At 39.2% G+C, this 20,877-nt stretch carries 20 protein-coding genes; 11 read left to right on the top strand and 9 right to left on the bottom strand.

The annotated features are described in order from the left end of the window. Positions 1-574: 574 nt before the first annotated feature. On the top strand, positions 575-2,020 hold the full coding sequence (locus I8748_RS29210; protein ID WP_198127991.1) for a glycoside hydrolase 100 family protein: 1,446 nt from the start codon (positions 575-577) through the stop codon (positions 2,018-2,020). Positions 2,021-2,381: 361 nt separating this feature from the next. Here I8748_RS29210 and I8748_RS29205 read toward each other — a convergent pair whose 3' ends face one another. Further along, positions 2,382-3,200: a glycosyltransferase family A protein gene (locus I8748_RS29205; RefSeq protein WP_198127990.1), complete on the bottom strand. Its 819-nt coding sequence runs from the start codon at positions 3,198-3,200 to the stop codon at positions 2,382-2,384. Positions 3,201-3,312: 112 nt separating this feature from the next. Between I8748_RS29205 and I8748_RS29200 the strand changes: the two genes are divergently transcribed. Further along, entirely contained in the window at positions 3,313-4,692 is a 1,380-nt protein-coding gene (locus tag I8748_RS29200) for a 16S rRNA (cytosine(967)-C(5))-methyltransferase (RefSeq protein ID WP_198127989.1), read from the top strand. Between the two features lie 58 nt (positions 4,693-4,750). Then, positions 4,751-5,173: a tellurite resistance TerB family protein gene (locus tag I8748_RS29195; RefSeq protein ID WP_198127988.1), complete on the top strand. Its 423-nt coding sequence runs from the start codon at positions 4,751-4,753 to the stop codon at positions 5,171-5,173. A gap of 87 nt (positions 5,174-5,260) precedes the next feature. Here the strand turns inward: I8748_RS29195 and psb35 are convergent, their stop codons facing one another. From psb35 to I8748_RS29160, 7 genes are all read right to left on the bottom strand, one after another. Beyond that, positions 5,261-5,488, bottom strand: a complete 228-nt coding sequence (psb35, locus tag I8748_RS29190) for a photosystem II assembly protein Psb35 (RefSeq protein ID WP_198127987.1) — start codon at positions 5,486-5,488, stop codon at positions 5,261-5,263. 224 nt (positions 5,489-5,712) lie between these two features. After that, on the bottom strand, positions 5,713-5,967 hold the full coding sequence (locus I8748_RS29185; RefSeq protein ID WP_198127986.1) for a ribbon-helix-helix domain-containing protein: 255 nt from the start codon (positions 5,965-5,967) through the stop codon (positions 5,713-5,715). 330 nt (positions 5,968-6,297) lie between these two features. Continuing rightward, positions 6,298-7,365, bottom strand: coding sequence for an NADPH dehydrogenase NamA (gene namA / locus I8748_RS29180; protein ID WP_198127985.1), 1,068 nt, complete (start codon positions 7,363-7,365; stop codon positions 6,298-6,300). A 195-nt stretch (positions 7,366-7,560) separates the two neighbouring features. Beyond that, on the bottom strand, positions 7,561-7,800 hold the full coding sequence (locus tag I8748_RS29175; protein WP_214662798.1) for a hypothetical protein: 240 nt from the start codon (positions 7,798-7,800) through the stop codon (positions 7,561-7,563). Positions 7,801-8,052: 252 nt separating this feature from the next. After that, positions 8,053-8,466, bottom strand: a complete 414-nt coding sequence (locus I8748_RS29170; RefSeq protein WP_214662797.1) for a MetQ/NlpA family ABC transporter substrate-binding protein — start codon at positions 8,464-8,466, stop codon at positions 8,053-8,055. Between the two features lie 311 nt (positions 8,467-8,777). Beyond that, positions 8,778-9,341 carry a DUF2808 domain-containing protein gene (locus I8748_RS29165; protein ID WP_198127982.1) on the bottom strand — a complete coding sequence of 188 codons (564 nt, stop codon included), beginning with the start codon at positions 9,339-9,341 and terminating at the stop codon, positions 8,778-8,780. Between the two features lie 79 nt (positions 9,342-9,420). Next, entirely contained in the window at positions 9,421-10,098 is a 678-nt protein-coding gene (locus I8748_RS29160) for a polysaccharide deacetylase family protein (RefSeq protein ID WP_198127981.1), read from the bottom strand. 269 nt (positions 10,099-10,367) lie between these two features. Between I8748_RS29160 and I8748_RS29155 the strand changes: the two genes are divergently transcribed. From I8748_RS29155 to I8748_RS29145, 4 genes are all read left to right on the top strand, one after another. Continuing rightward, entirely contained in the window at positions 10,368-10,841 is a 474-nt protein-coding gene (locus I8748_RS29155; RefSeq protein WP_198127980.1) for a hypothetical protein, read from the top strand. Between the two features lie 100 nt (positions 10,842-10,941). Next, complete coding sequence (locus I8748_RS35895; protein WP_263977000.1) at positions 10,942-11,064, top strand: hypothetical protein; 123 nt, start codon at positions 10,942-10,944, stop codon at positions 11,062-11,064. Positions 11,065-11,145: 81 nt separating this feature from the next. Further along, positions 11,146-15,222, top strand: coding sequence for an NACHT domain-containing protein (locus I8748_RS29150; protein ID WP_198127979.1), 4,077 nt, complete (start codon positions 11,146-11,148; stop codon positions 15,220-15,222). A 339-nt stretch (positions 15,223-15,561) separates the two neighbouring features. Beyond that, on the top strand, positions 15,562-16,224 hold the full coding sequence (locus I8748_RS29145; protein ID WP_198127978.1) for a Uma2 family endonuclease: 663 nt from the start codon (positions 15,562-15,564) through the stop codon (positions 16,222-16,224). Positions 16,225-16,356: 132 nt separating this feature from the next. On the opposite strand, the gene I8748_RS29140 is transcribed toward I8748_RS29145, so the two are convergent. Next, positions 16,357-16,752, bottom strand: a complete 396-nt coding sequence (locus tag I8748_RS29140; RefSeq protein ID WP_198127977.1) for a DUF6335 family protein — start codon at positions 16,750-16,752, stop codon at positions 16,357-16,359. Positions 16,753-17,105: 353 nt separating this feature from the next. Here I8748_RS29140 and I8748_RS29135 point away from each other — a divergent pair, with 353 nt between their 5' ends. The 4 genes from I8748_RS29135 to I8748_RS29120 all read left to right on the top strand — a co-directional run bounded on the left by I8748_RS29135 (position 17,106) and on the right by I8748_RS29120 (position 20,821). Then, on the top strand, positions 17,106-17,507 hold the full coding sequence (locus I8748_RS29135; RefSeq protein ID WP_198127976.1) for a DUF2267 domain-containing protein: 402 nt from the start codon (positions 17,106-17,108) through the stop codon (positions 17,505-17,507). Positions 17,508-17,578: 71 nt separating this feature from the next. Further along, positions 17,579-18,679, top strand: a complete 1,101-nt coding sequence (locus I8748_RS29130) for a DJ-1/PfpI/YhbO family deglycase/protease (protein WP_198127975.1) — start codon at positions 17,579-17,581, stop codon at positions 18,677-18,679. A 74-nt stretch (positions 18,680-18,753) separates the two neighbouring features. Continuing rightward, the gene (locus I8748_RS29125; protein WP_198127974.1) at positions 18,754-19,452 is read left to right on the top strand and encodes an SRPBCC family protein; all 699 of its coding nucleotides are present in this window, start codon (positions 18,754-18,756) and stop codon (positions 19,450-19,452) included. Between the two features lie 199 nt (positions 19,453-19,651). Then, positions 19,652-20,821, top strand: a complete 1,170-nt coding sequence (locus tag I8748_RS29120; protein ID WP_198127973.1) for a zinc-dependent alcohol dehydrogenase — start codon at positions 19,652-19,654, stop codon at positions 20,819-20,821. The last annotated feature ends 56 nt before the right edge of the window (positions 20,822-20,877 follow it).

Genomic DNA, 20,877 nt, shown 5'->3' with positions numbered 1-20,877 from the left:
GTTTTTATTTAGCGAAGTTCTATATATAAATATGGGACAGTAGTTAATTTAAACATATATCTTGCTCAACTGTTTTAAAAATGCTTTGATGGCTAGAGGTGAAAAGACAGTTAGCTCTAAACATCCAAAAAACTGATGAATTAAAAACTAATTAATTGTTAGTTCAGCCATTAGGACTTATGCAATGTACAAATAGACTTTCGTGTGTTTGGAAAAACTGTAACACTAATTTTTTACAACTTTCTTATAAGTTCCTTATTTTTGCCACATATTCTCAATATGTGGTTTTTCAATAGCTCAAAGTATGGAACAACTAGGATTTACAGGAGAGTCAGCAATTTATCCTAATACAACTTCAATAGGAATTTAGGTTATATCCACATAACTAAACTTTTGTCAAGGCGTAAGTCATGATCATATTAAAACTAGCAGTTAAAGATGTTTGTGGCTAAATATTTTTTCAACTGATATTTGCTATTTAAAAAATTGTCTTTGTTAAGATAAAAATAGCGTAAACAAGATAAAGAGGGTGCATCTACTATAAATTAACACCCTAAATGGAGCTACTGTGGCGATGCAAATTAATGAATTACTAACAAATCAAAATACAGAAGAAGCAGCTTGGAGAGCGCTAGAACGGTCGATTATTTATTATCAAGGGCGTCCTGTTGGTACTGTAGCTGCCTATGATGTATCTACAGAAGCACTCAATTACGACCAGTGCTTTATCCGTGATTTTGTCTCTTCAGCCTTGATATTTCTTCTTAAAGGTAGAACGGATATTGTTCGTAATTTTCTAGAAGAAACATTAAAATTACAACCAAAGGAAAGGCAATTAGATGCCTATAAGCCTGGTAGAGGATTAATACCAGCTAGTTTCAAAGTGTTATGTGATAACGGAGAAGAATATTTAGAGGCAGATTTTGGTGAACACGCGATCGCCAGAGTGACACCAGTTGATTCATGTTTATGGTGGATTATTTTACTACGTGCTTACGCGATCGCCACAAAAGATTTTTCTCTAGCATATCAACCTGAATTCCAAAACGGTATCAGGTTAATCATGGAAATTTGCCTTGCTAACCGCTTCGATATGTATCCGACGCTGTTAGTTCCAGATGGCGCTTGTATGATTGACCGACGTATGGGTATATACGGTCATCCATTAGAGTTACAAGTTTTATTTTATGCTGCATTGCGTGCTGCCCGCGAAATGCTAATTTGTCAAGGCAATCAAGATATTGTGGCAGCAATTGATAACCGCTTGCCTCTTTTATGTGGTCATATTCGCCAACATTATTGGATAGATATTAATCGCTTAAATGCAATTTATCGCTTTAAAAGTGAAGAGTATGGTAAAACAGCAGTCAATTTATTCAATATATACGTAGACTCTCTTCCCTATTATGAATTAGACAAGTGGTTGCCAAGAAAAGGCGGTTATTTAGCAGGTAATGTCGGGCCATCTCAGCTAGATACTCGCTTCTTCACACTTGGTAACTTAATGGCGATTATTTCTGACCTGGCTACAGAAGAACAATCCCAAGCAATTATGACTCTCATCGAAGAAAGATGGGATGATTTAGTGGGAGATATGCCTATGAAAATTTGTTTTCCAGCTTTGGAAGACGAAGAATATAGAATTGTTACAGGATGTGACCCGAAAAATATACCTTGGTCGTATCATAATGCTGGAAGTTGGCCTGTCTTAATGTGGATGTTAGCAGCCGCATCTGTGAAAACCAAAAGAACAAATCTAGCAGCAAAGGCGATTGAAATTGCTCAAGCACGCCTCGGTGAAGATGAATGGCCAGAGTATTACGATGGTAAGAAAGGGCGATTAATTGGCAAACAAGCCAGAAAGTATCAAACTTGGTCAATTACTGGGTATTTATTAGCGAAAGAACTAATGGCTAACCCCAGTTATTTACGATTAGTTAGTTTTGATGAATTACCCCCAGAAGCAGTTTCTAGAGCCTGTGAGTTTGAAATCAGGAGTGTAGAGCCATATATTTCTTGATAGCAGCAATATAGCAGTGAAATCTCCAGATTACCGACTTATCTAATAAGTCGGTAATTTGGTTTTTATTAATAATTTGTGGCTACTAGATTTTTATAGCAGTCGAAGCATAGTTTAGGACAGTGGTGATTGCTCAAAGCCTTGAAATAACTTGCTTTTTACTCAGCACTTAGCACTCATCACTTTGCTGTATGGATGATAAATTAATTTTCTTAAGCATTAAGGTACTAAGTAAAATTACAACTTACACAACGCACCATCACTGACTTTTGGTGCGTTAGGACGTTCTGTCCATAACGCACCCTACCATATTAAAGGTAATGTGGGTTATTGATGACACTTGCCTAGCCCTGAATCATAATTACTCTGAAAATCCAGGTATTTTTTCATTATTTTCAATTTTTCTTTTAATTTCTGCAATTGATTGTGGTAGCCAGTCGCTTGGGTCTAGAATAGAAAAGATTTTGTATTGCGAGCGATTTTTCCAAAGATATTCTGTATCTTTTAACCAATCTTGCCATTTTGATTGTCCAATAATTCCATCACTGGTCTGAATGTAGCGAACTAAATGCTGTTTCAGTAAAAGAAAAGAGTCAAATCCCCATTCACTAAAACATTGAAGTAAATACTCAAAATCTGACAAAATAAGTAAATTCTCATTAAACCTGATTCGTTCGTTCTGGTGATGAACGAATCCATTACTATCAAAAATGGCTCTTCCTCTAACAAAATCTTCATTGCTAGCTTCTGGTTTAGGACTAATAAATTCTTTGCCTTTCCTGACCAACTTTCCTTCTCTATAAACATCTCGACGGCGGTCTTGAATTGGCATAGCCATGAAAATGTGAGGATTATCTTGAAAATGAATAATTATTTGTTCTACGTAATTGTTATAAATTTGATTATCGTCATCCAGAAATCCAACTAATTCTCTTGAAGCGTACTCTAAGCCTAAATTTCTAGATTTGCACAGTCCTTGATGAGGTGTTTCAATGTAATTGATAGAAATAGGCGATTTGATTTCCTCTATTATCTTTCTGGTTTCTTGATCTGCCCCATCGTTAACGATTACCCATTCAAAATTTTTCTGGCTTTGTGATAGAATACTCGCAAGACAAATAGTCTTAAATTTTTCAGGGCGGTTATAAGTAGCAGTGATAATTGATAATTCATTATTCATTGCTTTAATTGTAAAAATGCTAAAAATTGTCAAAATATAGAAAAATTGTTTCAAAAATTCAAATCAAATTACCTAACAAGAGAGACTCAAAACATAATAGTTTAACAATTTCATGACAAACCCCCGTCAAATAGCTTTGATTGCCTTGCGAGAAGTTCACAAAGGAGCTTATGCTGATGTTGCCTTAGACAGAGTGTTGCAAAAGGTGAATTTGCCTGATAGCGATCGCCGTCTGGTGACAGAATTAGTTTATGGTAGCGTCAGAAGGCAGCGTACTCTCGATGCCCTGATTGATCAACTTGCCAAAAAGAAATCACACCAACAACCGAAAGACCTCCGCACCATCCTCAATCTAGGTTTATACCAACTTTGCTATCAAGAACGTATTCCTGTTTCAGCTGCTGTAAATACCACAGTAGAACTAGCTAGAGAAAATGGTTTTTCTGGACTAACTGGTTTTGTAAATGGTCTATTGCGCCAGTATCTCCGCCTTGTAGAACAAGACAAGGGGAACGTTTCCTCAATTTTCAATTCCCATCTCCCTCTACAACTCCCAGAAAACCCAGTACAAAGGTTGGGTATTTTACACAGCTTTCCTGACTGGATTATTCAAGTGTGGTTAGAACAACTTGGTTTTGCTGAGACAGAAAAGCTGTGTGAATGGATGAACCAAACACCAACTATCGATTTGCGAATTAATCCACTTCGTACTAACTTAGAGGCAGTTGAGGCAGCATTGCAATCAGCTGGTATTTTAGTCAGGCGGATTCCCAATTTGCCTCAAGCTTTACGATTGATTGGTAGCACCGGGCCAATTCAAAATCTACCGGGTTTTAGCGAGGGTTGGTGGTCTGTACAAGATAGTAGCGCTCAGTTAGTAGGCCATTTGCTTGACCCACAACCAGGTGAATTAATTATTGATGTTTGTGCAGCACCAGGCGGTAAAACAACTCACATAGCTGAATTAATCAAGGATGAGGGGAAAATTCGGGCTTGCGATCGCACAGCTTCTCGTCTTCGCAAACTTCAAGAAAATGCTAGGCGGCTAAATTTGCAATCTATTGAAATTTGCACTGGCGACAGCCGTAACTTACCCCAATTTTACAATACTGCTGACCGCGTATTACTAGATGCACCGTGTTCAGGTTTGGGAACCCTGCACCGTCACGCGGATGCACGTTGGCGACAAACACCAGAATCGGTTCAGGAACTCTCGGTTTTGCAAAAGGAACTCATTGCACATACATCTCGTTTTGTCAAGGCAAATGGTATCCTAGTTTATGCCACATGTACATTGCATCCGGCAGAAAATGAAGGTGTAATTACCGCATTTTTAGCTGAAAATCCTAATTGGCAAATTGAGCCACTTCAGGCTGATTCCCCTTACTCTGCTTATTCTACGCCACAAGGCTGGCTGAAAGTTTGGCCCCATCACCACAACATGGATGGCTTTTTCATCGTGCGCTTAAGAAAAACCAACGTTTCCGGGTGAATACTGTTTGTGATTGTACGATTTGGTGAAAGCCCCGAATCTACCAGAGGAGGCAGCAATGGTTACCGATTCCAACGTCAAAAACTTAGTTAAGATCTTAATTGGAGCCGCCTGGATTGATGGCAGAATCCAGCCAGAGGAACGGCAATATCTGCGCGAAATCGCTCAAGCCAAAGGTTTGGCAACCGATCCAGAAATTAAGCCTTGGCTGTACGAATTAGTTCCTGTCCAGCCAAAAGAGTGCTATGCATGGGTGAAAGAATATTTAGGCGATCGCCCTAGCGTTGAAGATTACGAAAATCTCATTGAAGCCATCAGTGGCTTGATTTACAGCGATGGCGATGTGGCGATCGAAGAAGCAAGACTCCTGACGAAACTACAGGAGTTAGGTAAGTTAAATGATTCCAACCAACCAGCTTATACTGCTTTGCTCAAACAAATTCAAAAGCTGTATCGTCGTTGGGTTGAAGTACAAAATTAACGGATAGTTATGAGTTATGAGTTAAGAGTTATGAGTTGGTAAGACAAGTTTCAACTCAGCACTCACAACTCAGAACTCAGCACTAATTTATGACTTCGGTTCACCCAAACCCGGAGTTTCTTCTTTTTGCACCTTGGGTACAACGCTAGGACGTTCTTTATCTTCCCAACCAGGAGGACGCTTAGAGTTGTACCAGGCAATTGAACCAATAGTTACAGCAGCAATAAAACCAACTACGTATACCAAAGTGAAGGCAAAAGGAAAATGACCTCCACCTGTTGCAACTGAATCTGCTGCTTGCATGAATAAATGCACGAGTATATTCTCCTAAATAAAGCAACACTACTTAACACTATAAATAAAAAGTGAGTATTACTTACATCTCCCTGTAGTTTGAACCTCAGATCACTAAGGGAAGAGGACTGGCAAGTCTAAAGATTAGACCTTGATTTGTGCTGCTGCGATCGCTTGTGAGTTTGCAATCATTCCACTTAGATTTTTTAGCAAAATATTTATGAAGTAGCGACTCATTCTTGTGCCTAATGTGTTTGCTGAAATCGCTCTAAAATTTGGTTTACGAAAGTCTCGCCGTCAACAGGTGCGGTGTGGTCTGATGCTGCGATCGCCTGATCAATTTTTTCTCGCACATCTTCGATCCATTCAGCATCGGCGCGATCATATTCATCAAGCAACCGCAGGGCGATTTCAAGGAGTTCTTCCGCAGAACGGTATTTTCCAGCTTCCAGCTTGGTTTGAATAAAGCGTTCTTGATCAGGAGTGAGACTAATACTCATAGGGGACTTTTATTCAAGTTATCCATTATTTTAAATCCAACAGCTTACTTTGCCTTCTTTGGGTACAGTAGATCTGCTAATTTGGACTAGACAATGATTTCAAATTATCGAGGCCAAACTTGAACTGCTATAAGAGTGACGATAGGCCCATAACACACCCTTGTATATAAGAAGTAGGGGTAGACCATCACACCCAAGGTAAAAAGACCGCTACTTAAGGTTTACTTTCCCAAACGTCCAACCTAATAGCTTAAAGTTTCTTCACTGACTTCATTAGTCAAAAGCGGAGTTAAAGATGCTCCGCTTTTAGTTAATAGCTAATAAACAGTATCACAACCAAGCTCGATCATACTGAACTGGCCAGAGTTTTTCATGTCCTAACTGTTTGGCTGCTAAATGAGGCCAGTAAGGATTGCGAAGTAGTTCACGTCCCAACAAAACTATATCAGCTACTTCTGTACGAACAATTTGATCAGCTTGTTGTGGAGATGTAATTAAGCCAACTGCACCTGTATAAATATTTGCTTCACGGCGGATACGTTCAGCAAATTGAGTTTGATAACCAGGTTTAACTGGTATATTAATACCCGGTATAATTCCCCCTGAAGAGCTATCAATTAAATCTACACCCAGAGATTTCAGTTTGTCACTCAAAGCAATACTTTGTTCGATGTCCCAGCCTTTATCCACCCAATCAGTTGCAGAGATGCGTACAAACAGTGGATATGTTTCCGGCCACACCTCTCGCACTTTCTCAACGACTTCTCTCAACAGACGGGTACGGTTTTCAAAGCTACCACCATAATCATCTTCGCGGTGGTTAGCCAGAGGTGAGAGAAACTGATGTAGTAAATAACCATGAGCTGCATGAATTTCAATGACTTTGAAACCAGCTTCTAGAGAACGTTTGGCAGCTTGGACAAAAGCTTGGATAATTTGCTGAATGCCTTCAACATTCAAAGCTTCAGGTATGGGACTTTCTTTACTAAAAGCGATCGCACTACTCGAAACCAGAGGACGCCAACCTTCTTGAGATTCATCAAGTACTTTCCCTCCCTTACTCGGTTTAGCAGTGCTTGCTTTTCTGCCTGCATGGGCCAGTTGAATACCTGCAACAGCACCAAAATTATGAATTAATGCGACAATTTTCGCTAAAGTTTCTATGTGTGCATCTGACCAAATTCCCAAATCTTGCGGACTAATGCGTCCACGAGGCTCAACAGCAGCAGCCTCTGTGATCACTAAACCGGCACCGCCAACTGCACGAGAAGCTAAATGAACCAAGTGCCAGTCATTAGCAAAGCCGTTTGTGCTGGAATATTGACACATAGGTGACACGGCGATGCGGTTACGAAAGGTGATTTCACGAATCCTGAATGGTTCAAATAGGTGTGCCATTAATATTGATTCCTTCTCTTGCTAGGTGAAAGAAATTAGGAACTGATTTGTTGTGTGAAGTTTGAGTTTTGCACAGAGATACACAAGCGGCTAGTGCGAAAACTGTACATATTTGTCTCAGTAACTTCCTGAAAGTAGTCATAGCAGTATACTCTTTCATACTCATTATGATGCACCCAGTTGTTAAGGCATAACTCAAGTTTTTGTTGAATGATGAGAGTTATTAGCATAACTCGAATTGATAGATTTATTACCTATATCTTGGCTTTCTAATTCCCAGATATCGCGTTTTACTTGTTCTTGTTGTTCTTGTTCTAATAAGAACTGTAGATGGTCAGGTAATTTACTTTTATGCCACATTGGCCAAATTTCTACACAAAAAAATTCTCTTTCAATTTGTCCAAAAAACATGACTACGCTCTCCCTTAATACCATAGTTTAAGTTTAGTAATCCATGCCAATTCCAGAATGATATCGTCATGATTTTATTTTTATTAATTTCGCAGTATTTAAAATACAGGTACTATTTGCCCTGAATTTTTTTGTTAATAAAATCTTTCAATAGCTAAAAATTTAATAAATTGTTAATTTTCTATATTTTTAGTTCATTCAGAGATTTAAGTTTCTGAGAAAAATACCACATGCACTGCAAGTAACTGTGCTGAAATCAAACAAATTATTTTTGATTTATTTGATAGCATTATTCATGAAAGATTGAAGTTGAAAAAAATTGGCATCAATTACTCGAAATTTCAAAGCTGTGTTTGGCTGTATCCAACCATTAAAAGTGACAATTTTGATTTCTAATTCTTTCTGTTGTGCCAGCTTAGTGTTTACAAACTTCAGAATATCTTTAGATATTATTGCTGCCACTCCAACTTTGAAAGGAAACGATCGCCCAGTCTTAATGATTGCACTTGGCACTTTATCCACTTTTAGTAAATTTATCAGGTTGCTAAGCTCTGTCATCATTAGCACTAACCCTAAAGACAAACCTAAAAGTAACGATTTTGGCTTGGCAATTAAATTGCTGAGTCGTCTCTGCTTTCTCATGATCACTTCGGAATCGACTGTAGTAGATGCTGATAGTTTGCTTGTCAATAAATTTTGAATTTATTGAACAAACTATCTAAGCAAGGATTAAATACTGTAAATCGATCGATTTACAGTAGAATTATAGTATGACATTTGCACATATTGCGTTAAAAAACAAGATTTTATTAACATTTAGTGATAATTCTTATCAAATTGGTAGTTTCTCTACCAAAGACTTTCCCAAAAAAATTAAGGACAAGTATAATTTTTGTCCTTAATGGCTAAAGTAGCAGATTCTGTGGCGATCACGTCAAAGAACAGAGCAGTCTGATCGCAAACCCCATGAATGTAGTTATGCTGAGTTCAGAACACTGAAATTAACTATCTGGGTACGTGTCTTGATAAAATTGCAAGCGACCAATGCCGAGAAATTGCCCAACAGTTTGCTGACCGGAAGGAAACGCCGTCACGCCGATTAAGTATATGCCATCAGCAAAGGGATTGTAGTAAGCTCGTAAACCAATTGTCACCGTTTTACCTGGTGGAATGGGAGAGTCAAAAGTTACTGTGAAGCTATTTTGTTGATCCTTATTTTTCACAGCTTTAAGTGCTAACTTTGTTCCTTGGCGCTGGCGTGTTCCTTCAAAGGCAAAAGTATCATTCTGATTGAATTCGATATCTTCAATCCCTTGAATCTGGTTAAAAGTAACCTGTTGCAATGGTTCCCCAGCGGTAGCTGGCACTTCAAGCGTGAAATAGTATGTTGTATCTGGAACACTGATGTCGGTGTATGGAGTACTAGCACTAACTAAACGTGGTGGTTGGGCAAAAGCGATCGCGCCATTACCCAAGGTAACTGCATTTGCTCCTAACTGAGGTAGTGACCACATTCCTGTACTCAGAACAAAGAGCGTACTCAATAACCTAGTATGGTACTTCATAATTTTATTAACGCCTCGATGATTTCCTCTGTTTTGTGCGTGAAATTTATAAATTCTGAATTCTCTTGTGAAATATGGTTTAGTTAGTTTTTGTATACTGCCATAGAGTATCAACAGTCACAAATTGAGAGCCTTGTTGTAGTAATTGAGGAATCAAAATTTTTGTGGTTGCAGCAACATCTTGTCCACCGCAGGCACCATCATGTAAGACAATCATTGAGCCATTTTGTACTTGGTTAAGAACTCGCTGCACTACAGTGTCAACTCCTGGTAGTACCCAATCTTCAGGTACTACACTCCACATAACTGGACGGTAATTCCACTCAAAAAATAACTTTAATGTTTTGGGTGTAAATAAACCGTTGGGTGGTCGAACATCGCGTACTTTTTCAGGTAGCAGGTTACAAGCGTTGTAGATTGCAGTTTGGGTTTTTTCTAAACTGTCTTTGAGGTCATTTGGCGAAAGCATGGGAAAAGAGCGATGATCATAGCCATGCAAACCTATCCAGTGTCCACGATCGCATATTGCCTGAGCAATCTCTGGCGAACGGTTGACGCAAGCACCCAACCAAAAAAAACTCGCTTTAATGTCGTAATGGTCTAAGACTTTTAATAATTGGGGTGTGTATTGAGGATGAGGGCCATCATCAAATGTGAGAGCGATCGCTTTAGAATTGCGATCGCCACCCCAAAGACAGTTGGGAAAAGTCGGCTGGAGAATGCGGTAGAAATACGGGAATAGGGGAGCAAACTGCATTTTGAGTCTTTTGCCTTAGCTGGCAATTTTTTGAGAGGCTATTTATAAATTAAATCTAGCTAAAGCGGAAAAAATTGTGTTGGTTGATGACTGATGACTGTTGACTGTCAGTTGTCAGTTGTCAGTTGTCAGTTGTTAAAAGGCAGAAGGCAGAAATTATTCCCTCATCTCCCCTGTTCCCTTGCTCAAGAGCGTTCTGAATGTGCATTAAATTTTAGTTGTATATCTGGGCACTCTAAATTTAAGAAACATACTGGAGAGTTATTGTTATGCCTAGAACTTCCATTAGTGCAACGCTGGCGCAAAAAGAAAGAGATGCCGTGTTGCAAGCGATCGCTACAATTAAAGAAAAGCTACCATTTTTAATTGACTTGAGTGCAGAAGAGCGTAAAGCTTTACCGAAGATGGGAGATAAGAGTCGGGCGTTTGTTGGTAAAGCATTAGAGGTGGCGACACAGAACCCGGAGTTTTTACCGCGATCGTTTGACTTGGAAGAGATGCGGAAGGATGTACAGTTGTTTGAGGCGTTGTATCCGCTGTTGCTATCGTTGACGCAATTACAAGAGTTAGTGGATGATACTTCTCTGGCAGTGGGCAGCGAAGCCTATGCAGCGGCGTTGCAAGTGTATAATTACGCTAAAGCCAGTGGTCAAGGTGCGGGTTTAGATGCGGTGGTTGTGGAAATGGGACAACGTTTCGCCCGTAAACCTCGGAAAGTCAAGTCTCAAGAAGCAGCATTGTAGAAATTAACTCAATAATTGCACTTTTGAGGTGCAATGTTAATGCTCAGAACTTGGATGTTGAAGTTAAAAGCTTGGCGTTTCGAGTTCTGAGCTTTATTTTTTGAGAAAAAAGCTTGATGTTTTGAGTTCTCAACAGCAAGTGTTAAGTTCTGAAGATGACATTCCGAGTTTAAAGGTTAAGACTTGGGATTTTGAGAGCGATCGCAGCAGCTTTTTATCCTGAAAGCTGATCACTCAAATGGCATCACTAAGAGTTTGGCTAAGTTAACATAGTAAAAATATTTTCTGCCTTTTCTCAGTGAAAATGTCCAGTCAAGATTACGGTTGGAAACGGTTTTGGTGTCCTCGCTCAGGTCGCATTAATCTGATTTGTGGTGGTTATCTGTGTGATCCAGAAGCAGAGTTGGGACACATTTATAATCCAGACCTAGTAACTTTTGAAGCTATATCAGACTTTCCTTGTTTAGCACTCCTGGGTGAACCAGGAATTGGCAAAAGCCATGCTTTAGAAGCAGAGCAAAAACAAATTATCAGTAAAATTCAACTGCAAGGTGATCAAATCCTTACACTAGATATTCGTTCTTTTGGAGATGAAAACAGATTAGTTAACAGATTATTTAACAGTCCACAATTCAATGCATGGTTACAAGGTACTCATCAATTACATATTTTTCTAGACAGCGTTGATGAGTGTTTGTTACGTATAAATACATTAGCAATACTCTTAGTTGATGAGTTTAAAGCCTATCGTGATGAAATTAAGCGTTTAAATCTGCGTGTTGCCTGCCGAACAGCAGTTTGGCAACCAGTATTAGAAGAGGGATTAAAGGAAATTTGGGGTAAAGACAATGTAGGAATTTATGAATTAGCTCCGCTTCGTCGTATAGATGTTAGTCAAGTAGCAAAAATTGCAGGCATCAAAGATGCTGAAGTATTTTTAAACGAAATTAATCATAAAAATGTTGTACCTTTGGCTATTAAGCCTATTACATTAGAATTTCTTCTCAAGACTTATCATCGCCACGGCGGTCAATTTCCTCCTAATCAAAGGCTACATGAGCTTTATTTTGAAGGATGCCTCTGGCTTTGTGAAGAACGGAATAAGAGCCGTATTTCATCAAAATTAAAAGGAAAGTTTGATAGGCGACAACGTTTAATTATTGCCGCTAGAATTGCAGCTATTACAATCTTTGGTAACAAATCTGCTATTTGGACTGGTGTAGATTGGGGTGATGTCCCAGATGATGATGTGCTGATTGAAAAGATATGCCAGGGAACAGAAAGCTTTGACGGTAGAGAGTTTGAAATTACTCAAGAAGCTGTTGAAGAAGTTTTAGACACTGGTTTATTCTCATCTCGTGGTGAGTTAAGCCGTATGGGATGGGCGCACCAAACTTATGCTGAGTTTCTGTCCGCATGGTATCTAAAAGAACATCAAGTCAAATTACCTCAAATACTAAAACTTATAGTTCATCCTGATGATCCTGATAGCAGGATTATTCCTCAGCTTTATGAAACTGTATCTTGGTTAGCCAGTATGTTACCTGAAGTATTTCAGGAAGTTATGAAGACTGATCCTCATGTAATACTTCAAAGCGATGTTGCCACTGCCAGTGATACTGATAAAGCATCTTTGGTTGAATCTCTTCTGAGATTACATAATGAAGAAAAATTAACTTACCAATATAATACTTGGCTATACCAAAATCTAAATCATCCTAAATTACCTGATCAGCTTTTACCTTATATTTGTTATTCAACAAAGAGTATTAATGCACGGTACGTAGCAATAAATATCGCAGAAGCCTGTAATGTCACAGATTTACAGGAGTATCTTGCTAATGTTGCACTTGATTCTCAGCAGTATTCTTGGGTTCGCATCAAAGCAGCAGTGGCTGTATGCAGTATTGGTGATGAGAAAACCAAAGCAAGATTAAAACCTTTAGCAGTGGCAAAAATCCAAAATGATGTAGACGAACAGCTAAAAGGTTGTGGACTCCGAGCAGTTTGGCCAGGCAACATCACAGCAGAAGAACTTTTTGACACATTAATACAACCAGTATCTAAATCCACTGGTGGTAGATATCAGGGCTTTATAGCGAGAGAGCTTGTAGAACATCTTCAAATATCTGATTTGCCAGTAGCTTTAAAATGGCTAGAAAAACAAGTTATTAGGCGCAATTTACATTATCCTTTTGGACAGTTATCAGATGCAATTATGTTGAAAGCTTGGGAGCATCTGAATAATCCAGAAGTCATGCAGGCATTTGCTAGAGTTGCTTTTATGCGATTAAAAAACCACGATGTAATTGTTTATGATAAGTCGTATCAAAAAATATCTTTTAGTCAGGTTTTAAAAGATGATGTTCAAAAGCGCCGTCAACTTATAGAGTCAATTATTTCATTACTTCCAGAAATGGATACAGAGCCTCTATGGTTAATTGGCTCTAGGATAACAATAGTTTTTAAAGAAGATTTTCAATGGTTAACTGAATGTATTCAAAAATCGGCAAATGAACACAATCAAAGAATTTGGGCAAAATTGATACGGTGGAATTTTAGACGACCTGAATTAGAATTTAAGGATCTAGATGCTGTGCTTACAGCAAGCGAAACCAACTTAATGCTAAGAGAAGAGTTTGAATCTCTTATAGAACCAATTGAGTTAGGCTCACTCAGAGCGCAGCAGGAACAGGCAGGATATTTGGAACAACAGCAATGGCTGGATGAAGATGAGAAACAACCTCTTTTAGAGCCTCCACCAAGAGAACGAGTACTTAATATTTTGAGACAAATTGAGGCTGGTCAGTCTAATCTTTGGTGTTCTTTATGTTTTGAATTAACTCTTGAAGCTGATAGTACTCATTATGGTGATCCATTTGGTTCTAGTTTGATAAATCTTCCTGGTTGGATTGAGGCAGAAGATTCAACAAAAGAAAGGATTATTAACGCTGCGAGGCTATATCTAAGTGATGGTAATCCAGAAAATCAAGCTTGGCTGGGTACAAATAATTTACGCTACTCTGCATTAGTAGGTTATCAAGCATTAATTTTGTTGCGACAACAAGCACCAAGCTTTATTTCTTCTCTGTCTGCCGAAGAATGGCAAAAGTGGATAGCAATAATTATTGCATATCCTAACTGGGGAAGTACTGAAGACCACGAGCATCGTCAGGAATTTATTAAACAAGCTTATCAAAATGCTCCTAGCGAATTTATTAGAGTTTTAATGAGATTAATTGAAAAAGTAAATCAAAAACATGGTTTTGTTGACATCAATCGCTTAATAAAAAATTGCTGGAATGAAAAGTTAGCCAAAGCATTATTTGATAAAGTTCAAGATAAAGAATTAACTGATAACAGTCTAGGTGATTTACTTGAGGAGTTACTGAGAAATGGATTTACTGAAGCTAAAGCATTTGCAGAATCTCTAATTACTTCACCACTTCCAAGTAGTGGTAAGGAAAGAGCAAAAGCAATTGCAGCAGCGAAAGCACTGATAGTCTATGCAGAAGATGCAGGTTGGTCAGTTGTTTGGCCTGTTATTCAGCAAGATACGGCATTTGGTCGAGAAGTTATTGAAAAGATAGCATTCTCATTTGAAGATAGCGGGAGTTTAGAACAGCGTTTACCTGAACAATACATAGCAGATTTATATATCTTTCTTGCCAAGCAATATCCTGATTCAGATCGCACAAAACAAAACATTTCTGAAGATGAAAAAATTATAGGTATAGAAGCACACACAGTCACACCACAAGACAGTATCAAAACATGGAAAGACTATATTCTACAGCGTTTACAAGAATGTGGTACTCATCAAGCGTGTGAAGCACTTCGCAAAATTATCCGTGAACTTCCAGAATTAAAAGACAAATTGCACTGGAGATTACTAGAGGCTGAGGCTTTAACCCGCCGCCAAACTTGGCAACCACCTCAACCAGAAGAGATTCTGCAAATTGTAAGGAATACAATAGAATCTCAAAGTACACACATTCAGGCAGAAGTTCTGATTATGCAAGAATCAAACAACCCAATAATCAACTTTAACAACCCTGTAAACGCTGCCAATATCAACAGCACTATCAATGGAGATCAAATTCAACACAATTATGCTCCAGAACAAAACATTGTAGATGCTTTTGATGAAATTCAGCAAATCTTCAACCGTCTCACACAGAATTATCAACCCACAACAGAAGCAGAGAAACAAAGAGTTGTGACAGCAGCAGTCGAACAAGTTAACCAAAACCCAACTTTGGCAAAACGCTTAAAAGCTGGAGGAAAAGCATTTATATTTGAGGCACTTCAAAAAGCTTCAGATCAGTGGTGGGTAAGTCCATTCGTAAAAGCAATAGAGGCTGGGGTTAAGGGAGAATAAACTAAATTTAAAAATCAGGTGATTGAAGCGACAATCACCACTATTCAATCTTTAACTCTCAAGTTTCAACCTTAGAACTCAAAAATTGTACTTTACAACTCCAAATTTCAACTTCAAATCTACAACAACCAAGCAAAAAGGCTGAAACTTCCTCTTGTGAACACCAAGTTTCACTCTTTGCACTCGATATTTCACTCTCAAAACTCAACCTTTGGACTTGATAAGCTCAAATGTCGCCTTCAGAACACAAACATTCGACTTCCAAAGTCAATCAATTGAGCTTAAAGCTCAAAATTTGAGATATAAAAAGATGTAGCTGATTAGCGGAAGGGTTAAGTAATGAGTGAAACTCAAACCCAGCTACCGACAGATACATGGATTCATGCTTCTTGGGATGAGTATCTACAAGCGATCGCTAACTTGCTCGACGATAAAGCCAAGAGTTACTATTACAAGGGACACAGGCGACTGGAAATGCCACCAGTTAGCTTTGATCATGGTCAAGATCATGTTTTAATTATTTTTGCAGTAACTCTGTTTGCTACACTTCAAGGAATTTCAGCCACAGGTTTAGACAGAACCACCTTCCGCAAAATTGGTGTACAGGATTGTCAACCAGATATAGCATACTATCTCAGAGAACGCGCCCAAAGTATCCCAGCAGGTACGGGAATAGTCAATCTTAATTGTTATCCTACACCAGATTTAGTCATTGAAATTGCTAAAAGCTTTTTATTTGATAACTTGGGTACAAAGCGATGTCTGTATGAAGAGTTAGGCGTTGCAGAATACTGGGTGGTAGATGTGCAGAATACCCAAATCATCGCTTATGCTGTGGCGGATCAGGGTAGTAAACGCATTCAAGAATCTCAGGTATTGCCAAAACTAGCGATCGCCACCTTAGAAGAAGCTTTACGCCGTAGCCGTGAAATCAATCAGTCTGAAGTTGGAGTTTGGTTATTGAGCCAGTTTCAACAAAAGCAGGCTGATAAAACAGTGTGAAGTTTTATTTCTCACTTGCACAGGAGGGGCGATCGCTACTTTAGCTTCAACTGTGACAAATTGAGATGTAAAATTTCCACTAGAGAAACCCGCTTAGTAAAACGTATTTCGTTTCTGGCTTCTGCCTTCTACTTATTTCCGTTCTTCATAATCATCAGAAGACCTTGGATCTAACTCCCAGCGTGCATCGTCACGTTCCTCTAACATATCATTTGTGTGGAGAGGCTCATTATCATCAATTTCCACTCCAACCGCTGCTGCTAGATCTTCTACTATATCTTGATCGGGAGTAGGAGCAGTACCACCAACAGCTTCATCACCTACTGTATCTTCATCTTCCCAATCAGCATCAATATCACCGCCAGTGATTTCAGGACTAGTATGTGTATACTGATGCATTCTTTGCAGCATCGTGCGACCACCAATATTGTACCCTGGTAAGTCTTTTACACCAGTACCGTAAGATTCAGTGATTTCTTGTGGTAAATCGTTAGATTCAGTTTCGGGATTATTATTTTTATCTACCATAATATTTTAGTCTTTTCTGCCTTCTTACAATAACGTTTTCAAAGCAAAATGTTGTATTGCTGAAGATGTACGACTTGAGAAATAAAACAATCTATCCCCTGAGAACGAAGCTGGCATAGTTATTACAGGCTAATCTAATAAGTGTAAATTCACGGTCAAGCCACATGTAGTTACACTGATGAGTTATGAGTTAGTAATTATCAACCCACAACAGTACCAACTGCTAATTTCTGACTCATAGCTTTTTTTCTAAAAATCATTCATCAAAAAGCCGCTAAGTTGACTTTTATTTTTGCTATTAAATATCTGCACAATCAGCAGCAGGTATTGATTTTACTCAGCGGAGGTATAAAGTGGAATACAACGAGTTTATCACTCATGTACAAAGCCTTGCTCAATCCAATTCTCGCGAAGAAGCAGAACGTGCTACTCGTGCCACATTAGAAACTATTAAAGAACGTATTGCTGGCGATGAAGCGAATAAAATAGCAGCAGAATTACCGCAGCAATTAGGTGAGTATTTGCAAGGTCAAGAAGGAGATACTGGAGAATCTTTCAACTTGCAAGAATTTATTGCAAGAACAAGTCAAAAAGAAAATATAGAGCCAACAACCACCGCCATTCATGTTCGAGCTGTGTTTGCAGTATTACAAAACGCTATAAATCCAAAAACATTCGCGTCTTTTCAAGCTCATTTTACCCACGATTACGAGGAATTATTTCCAACGTCACCAACAAGTGAAGTTCCTGCATAATTAATGAATCAAAATCAGCAGAAAATTTCAATCAATGTAGCTAGTAAATTACAATAGATTAGGTAAAATTTATGACAAATTACAACAACAATACTGTTAGAAAGAAAGTTGCTATTCTCATTGAGAATGATGTAGAAGATGTAGAATTTATCATTCCTTCTAATGGACTAAAGCAAGGAGGTATAGAAGTAGTTGTCCTCGGTGCCCGCATGAATGAAAAATATAAAGGTAAGCGTGGTAAACTGAGTGTGCAAGCCGATGCCACCATAACCGAAGCCATAGCATCAGAATTCGACGCCGTGGTGATTCCTGGTGGTATGGCTCCTGATAAAATGCGGCTTAACCCCAATACAGTAAGCTTTGTGCAAGATGCAGCACAACAAGGAAAATTGATAGCTGCTGTGTGTCACGGGCCACAACTTTTAATTGAAGCTGATTTGCTTCGAGGAAAACAAGCCACTGGCTTTAGTGCCATTCGCAAAGATATCATTAATGCGGGTGCAAATTTTCACGACCAGCCATTAGTAGTTGATGGCAACTTGATTACCTCGCGTGAACCTGGAGATTTAGCAATTTTTACCACAGCAATTCTCAGTCGCTTGGGTTACGGCGGTAAAGATGCAGCACTGCCAAATGAAAACGATACAAATGCAGAATGGTGGAAACTAGCTGATGCTTGGGGTGGTTCAACCAAAAGTGATATTGTTAGAGGTTTGAATACTGCTTTGAGTAGTGAACGTTATTCACTAGAAGCTTTGGAAAAGTATGCCGAAAAAGAATCGGATACACAAACGCGATCGCTGTTTCAAGAGATAATTACTAATAAAGAGCGTCACATTCAAAACTTAGAAAATTATCTCCACGTACTTGGCGAAAAACCCTCTTTAGTAGCGAATATCGCCAGTCAATATGCCAAAGTGAAAACTGCCCTTACAGGAAGCGATGACATCTTTCAGCTACGCAGTGCTTTACGCGATGTGCAAACCGGCATCGGCGATATTGGCAACTTGTGTGTCATGTACACCGACCCCGTAGCAACCAGTATTTTCAAAGAAATTTACCGAGATTTGTTGCAATCCGAACAGCGGTTGGCACAGCGATATCATGCCCTCTTAGGCGTTAGGGTTCAGCCTCCCAAGCCTACAACAGGCGCGGCTGCATCGTCAGTCTAAAGTTTAGAACAAACCGCAGAGTGCAAACGTTTTTACTCTCTGCGGTGAGTTAATTCAAATCAGGAGATAAAAAAGTGACTTCGACCTCCGGGAATAAACTGACTCACAGTCAAAGTGAAGCTAGCGAAGTTGAGCGTTGGGCATCTCTGATAGGCGGCGGTGCGCTAGTCCTCATGGGTTTAAGACAAGGTTCTTTACGAGGAGTGCTGACAGCTTTAGCTGGTGGCAGTTTGATCTATCAAGGTGCTATGAAACAAAGCACAATTCAACAAGCACAAGAAGCAATAGGCATGAATAAACCTATTAAAGTTGAAAAAACGGTGACAATCAATAAACCAGCAGACGAACTGTACCGTTTTTGGCACAACTTTGAGAATTTGCCTCAATTTATGAAGCATCTCAAATTTGTGAAAGTCTATAACGAGAAACGTTCTCATTGGATAGCCAATGCACCTTTGGGTAACAGCGTCGAATGGGATGCAGACATTTTGGAAGACCGGGAAAACGAGTTTATTTCTTGGGCTTCTGTGGAAGGTGCAGACGTTGATAACTCTGGATTTGTGCGGTTTCAAAAAGCCCCAGGCGATCGCGGCACCGAAGTCAAGGTTGTATTAGAATATAACCTCCCTGGAGGAGCATTAGCAGCTGCTGTGGCTAAACTCTTTGGTGAAGAACCAGAACAGCAAATAGGAGATGATTTACGCCGCTTCAAAATGTTAATGGAAGCCGGCGAAATCGCTACAACCGAAGGCCAACCCACAGGACGCAGGTAATTCGTAATTCGTAATTTGTAATTCGTAATTAAGAATTCATTAATTACGAATTACATCTTGGAAGGACAGAAAATTAATCTTGATTGATGAATAAAAAACATATGGTAACTTTATTCATATTGAGCTAATTGTCTGTAAATTAATAATTACGAATTACGAATTACGAATTATTTTGACTAATAATTATTAACTAATAACTATGAAAGCAGTCTGCTGGCAAAGTGCCAACGAAGTCAGGGTAGAGACAGTACCAGACCCAAAAATTCTCAACCCGCGTGACGCTATTATCAAAATTACTTCCACAGCAATCTGCGGTTCAGACCTCCATATTTACGGTGGTTATATTCCCACAGTGCAAAAAGGTGACATTATCGGTCACGAATTTATGGGAGAAGTCGTAGAAGTTGGTAGAGGAATCGACAATTTAAAATTAGGCGATCGCGTTGTTGTTCCTTCTACAATTGGCTGCGGTCATTGCAATTATTGCCAGCGTGATATGTGGTCGCTGTGTGATAATTCCAACCCTAAAGGTTGGATGCAAGAAAAATTATACGGCAATATCACCTCAGCAATTTACGGCTACTCTCACTTGTTAGGTGGCTATGCAGGCGCACAAGCTGAATATATACGTGTACCCTTTGCTGATGTTGGTGTTGTCAAAGTCCCATTAGACATACCAGACGAGAAACTATTATTTATCTCCGACGCTATCCCCACAGGCTATATGGGTGCAGAATTATGCGATATTCAGCCAGGTGATACCGTCGCCGTTTGGGGTTGTGGTGTCGTCGGACAGTTTGCCATGATCAGCGCCTATATGATGGGTGCTGAAAAAGTCATAGGAATTGACCGTTTTCCCGAACGTTTGGCAATGGCTAAAAAATACGCCAAAGCAGAAGTAATTAACTACGAAGAAGTTAATACTGGCGAAGCATTAAAAGAAATGACTGGTGGACGCGGCCCAGATGCTTGTATTGATGCAGTTGGCTTAGAAGCACATGGTGTAGGTTTAGAAGACTTCTATGACCAAACAAAACAAAAGCTGAGATTAGAAACCGACCGTCCCCACGTACTACGAGAAATGATGGTTGCCTGTCGTAAAGGTGGCACTCTTTCAATTATGGGTGTTTACGGTGGCTTTGTAGACAAAATCCCCTTGGGTGCTGCTTTCAATAAAGGCTTAACCTTCAGAATGGGGCAAATGCATGGGCAGAAATATATGCATTTGTTACTCCAGTTAATCTTGGAAGAAAAGCTTGATCCAAGCTTTGTGGTAACTCATGAATTACCGCTTGAAGAAGCGCCTCACGGATACCACATTTTCCAACAAAAAAAGGACAACTGTGTCAAAGTTGTTCTCAAACCATGAGTGACGAATAGTCATTCAGCCTTGTTTTGTACATACAAAAACATTCAATTGAGGAT

It is taken from the genome of Amazonocrinis nigriterrae CENA67, from assembly GCF_016056305.1.
GTDB classification, from domain to species: Bacteria; Cyanobacteriota; Cyanobacteriia; order Cyanobacteriales; family Nostocaceae; genus Amazonocrinis; species Amazonocrinis nigriterrae.
The sequence above is the reverse complement of the archived record's forward strand: the minus strand, read 5'-3'. Positions and strand labels throughout refer to the sequence as shown.